Raw genomic sequence first — 2,685 nt, 5'->3', positions numbered from 1 at the left:
GCTCTGTCACGCCTTGCGCCAGAGACCTTCTCTTCGAAGATTTTATCACAGACCAGATCTTGTCTGTCCAAGTTCTGACTTTCACTGCTTACTCTGCGATAACCGATCTTCATCTCTAACATCCCTCAAAGTGTAACATTTGAATCTAGAGATGACAGGAAGCCAAATAACCACAAGCAAAACCGCCTGTTTTCTTCAAAGAAGTGTAACACTGTCCGCTGTAACAGTGTGCTACACTCAAATGTGACTCAGTATTTGCCAGGAAATTCGCCTCTCGCAGCGTTGTTCGCAAGATTACGAGCCTTCTTCAGATACCGCATGAACTGCCGCTGTTCGTTACTGTCCGTAATGTCGTCACCAGCCAGTATCGCCTCAGCGTATGTGCGAACTGCAAACGGAAACATCGGACGAGTGAGCTTGTAGTTCTTCGCTCGTATCATGTCGTCTCGCTGCTTTGCCCACTCGTAGAACTGAACAGCCGTCTGCTTCACACGACCCCGCTTGTCATAGTCAGCATTGTCCAACCAGATACGATACAGACGAAGCATGAAGTTCGCTCTGTCCATGTATTTGAGAAACGCCTTCTCATAGCCCTCTGACAGCTTGAACTTGCCTTGAGCTACTGTGTTCAGCTTTGTGCCTGCGCCATGCTGTTCCAGAAGCTGCTGAACATCTCGCAGCGTCTCTTTGATATCTTTGCTCAATGATAGCCGCACAACGATTGCTGTGTCGTCATTCTGAATGCCCTCACTCTCATCCAGAACACGAACAGCCGTATCAACAGCGAAGAGCGTCCGCCAAGTTGCACCTGCCCACCAGTCGCTGAACGACTTGTCCCAGAAGTTCCCCCAGTCAGCGTAGAACTCGTAGTCTACCTCAATGTCCTTATCCCGATGCGCCTGCTTCAAGAACTCAAACCACAAGCGATATGCCTCAACACTTCGTGCCGCCAGATAATACCTGCCATCGCCTGACCACTTCTCACTCATTGTCACCTCGTTTCTATGTAGAAATGAACAAGACCAGACAGCCCCGCTGCGCCTTCGTCTTGTCACAAGTAAATTACTCCTGAACAGCTTATATTATTATTGTCAGTGAGCGAAACGAATGAGCGTTTCAGACACTGACAAATCTTCCAATCTCAAATCAAAGAAAGAGAAAACTATGACCGCATATGAATTTGTTGAAGCACATCTATTTGGAAACCTTGACAGCGAGTGTATTCGCTATCTGCTTGTTGAAGCCGTTGAAGACGATGAAGAACTACAGCACCTCATTGACTACATAGATGCGCAAGAAGAAGCAGCATAAAGCTGCGTCTTCAAACACTGACAAATCTTCAAATCTCAAAACAAAGAAAGTGAGAACTATTATGAAAGCACCAGCTTTGAATATTGATGCCGCATTCAACAATCTGAACGATGTAATGGAAGCGATGACAACATCAGGTCAAAAAGACCTAAACATCTATGAAAAATCATCTGATATGTTGAAAATTACTAAATTTGGAATGCTCGTAGAGATGCGCAATAGCGATGGAAACGCATTTTCAGTGCTTGTAATGGACAGCGCAGATATCAATGTTTTTCGTAAGCGTATCGTTGCTTCTGCAAAAGCGTTGAAGAAGCGTTGATGCATCAACGCTTCTTGCGAGCTTTCGCTGCGAGCATGTGACCAGCAACATCTACAGCCACACCAGCACCAATCTGTTGTCGTTGCTTGATGAGACCATCAAAGAGCGCATCCAACGCACTCTCAATGCGCTCTAGCCGTTCTTCTGCTGTCGTATTACGAGAACCCCGTCTCAGTGTCTCCTGCCCGCTCCTGAACGCTCTGACAGCTTCATCGCCGTATTTGCGTGACTGCGCACCATAAGACGCAATCGCTCCAGTGCGAATGATGCCTTCTTCAAGCTGCTCTTGTTCCGTTTCCGTTAGAAATTCTTCAAAAGACTTCATCTGCCCAGCCACCCTGTCCAAGTGCCCTGCTTGACACCGTTCTGTTTCAGCAGTGCCAAATAATGCTTCAGCGCCTGTTCAATCAGTTGCGTCCTGCAAACATACCTTGAACGATACGCATCTAGTTCTGTGAGCAGCTTTTCTTCGCAGTTGAAACGAACTGATTTCTTATCGTGCATCTGCAACCCCCAGCCCCACTTCCAGCAATCCATCATCACCTACAACAAAGTTACGAGAGTTCTTAGCAATTGCAGCCTCTACCTCAGCAAGCTGCTGCTGAAGTTTCCATCTCTTCTCTGCCAACATTTTCACGATTTCATATTCCACTTCTATCTCGTCCATTTGCACTATGCCCTTCTTATTATTCTTGTTCTTACGAAGACATTTTTGAGTGACATCCAATGTCACCGCTCAGAGATATTTATACGCCCACCACCAACAAAATCTGAGAACATTTTTTCTAATAAAGTGAAATAAAAGAATAACTTACCAATCTACGAAGCCCGCAGCGCATATAAATAAAGATACGATAAACACAGAAAGAAATGATTGATGACAAAGCAACGAATGCTCCAGCAGATGATAGACCTGAATGCCACTTTGAAAGTTACTTTCAAGCTACCACTTGTTGCTCGCAAAAAGACTGAAGCGCCTTCACGATTGTCTATAAAAGATGTTGATTTTGTTGAAACTGAAATCTTGCGTCAGTTCTTCATCAACACTCAGC

General features: G+C 45.4%; 6 protein-coding genes and 1 pseudogene. 2 read left to right on the top strand and 5 right to left on the bottom strand.

Annotation, left to right across the window (positions count from 1 at the left end; genetic code table 11):
* Both XMG59_RS12330 and XMG59_RS11975 read right to left on the bottom strand, forming a co-directional pair.
* A pseudogene (locus XMG59_RS12330) lies at positions 1–113 on the bottom strand (recombinase family protein); the annotation flags it as partial.
* 135 nt (positions 114–248) lie between these two features.
* Positions 249–989, bottom strand: a complete 741-nt coding sequence (locus XMG59_RS11975; RefSeq protein WP_173487680.1) for a hypothetical protein — start codon at positions 987–989, stop codon at positions 249–251.
* A 118-nt stretch (positions 990–1,107) separates the two neighbouring features.
* Between XMG59_RS11975 and XMG59_RS11970 the strand changes: the two genes are divergently transcribed.
* Together XMG59_RS11970 and XMG59_RS11965 are read left to right on the top strand one after the other, a co-directional pair.
* Positions 1,108–1,311, top strand: a complete 204-nt coding sequence (locus XMG59_RS11970) for a hypothetical protein (RefSeq protein ID WP_173487681.1) — start codon at positions 1,108–1,110, stop codon at positions 1,309–1,311.
* Positions 1,289–1,633, top strand: coding sequence for a hypothetical protein (locus tag XMG59_RS11965; RefSeq protein WP_173487682.1), 345 nt, complete (start codon positions 1,289–1,291; stop codon positions 1,631–1,633). The genes XMG59_RS11970 and XMG59_RS11965 overlap by 23 nt, the downstream gene beginning before the upstream one ends.
* A gap of 4 nt (positions 1,634–1,637) precedes the next feature.
* Here the strand turns inward: XMG59_RS11965 and XMG59_RS11960 are convergent, their stop codons facing one another.
* The 3 genes from XMG59_RS11960 to XMG59_RS11950 are packed head-to-tail and all read right to left on the bottom strand — an operon-like array spanning position 1,638 to position 2,300.
* A complete protein-coding gene (locus XMG59_RS11960; RefSeq protein WP_173487676.1) occupies positions 1,638–1,958 on the bottom strand; it encodes a hypothetical protein in 321 nt (106 codons plus the stop codon).
* Positions 1,955–2,137, bottom strand: coding sequence for a hypothetical protein (locus XMG59_RS11955; protein WP_173487683.1), 183 nt, complete (start codon positions 2,135–2,137; stop codon positions 1,955–1,957). The genes XMG59_RS11960 and XMG59_RS11955 overlap by 4 nt, the downstream gene beginning before the upstream one ends.
* Entirely contained in the window at positions 2,127–2,300 is a 174-nt protein-coding gene (locus XMG59_RS11950; protein WP_173487684.1) for a hypothetical protein, read from the bottom strand. The genes XMG59_RS11955 and XMG59_RS11950 overlap by 11 nt, the downstream gene beginning before the upstream one ends.
* Positions 2,301–2,685: the final 385 nt, after the last annotated feature.

The organism is Marinobacterium sp. xm-g-59 (genome assembly GCF_013283315.1).
GTDB lineage: Bacteria > Pseudomonadota > Gammaproteobacteria > Pseudomonadales > Balneatricaceae > Marinobacterium_E.
This window is presented reverse-complemented; position numbering and strand designations above follow the sequence as displayed.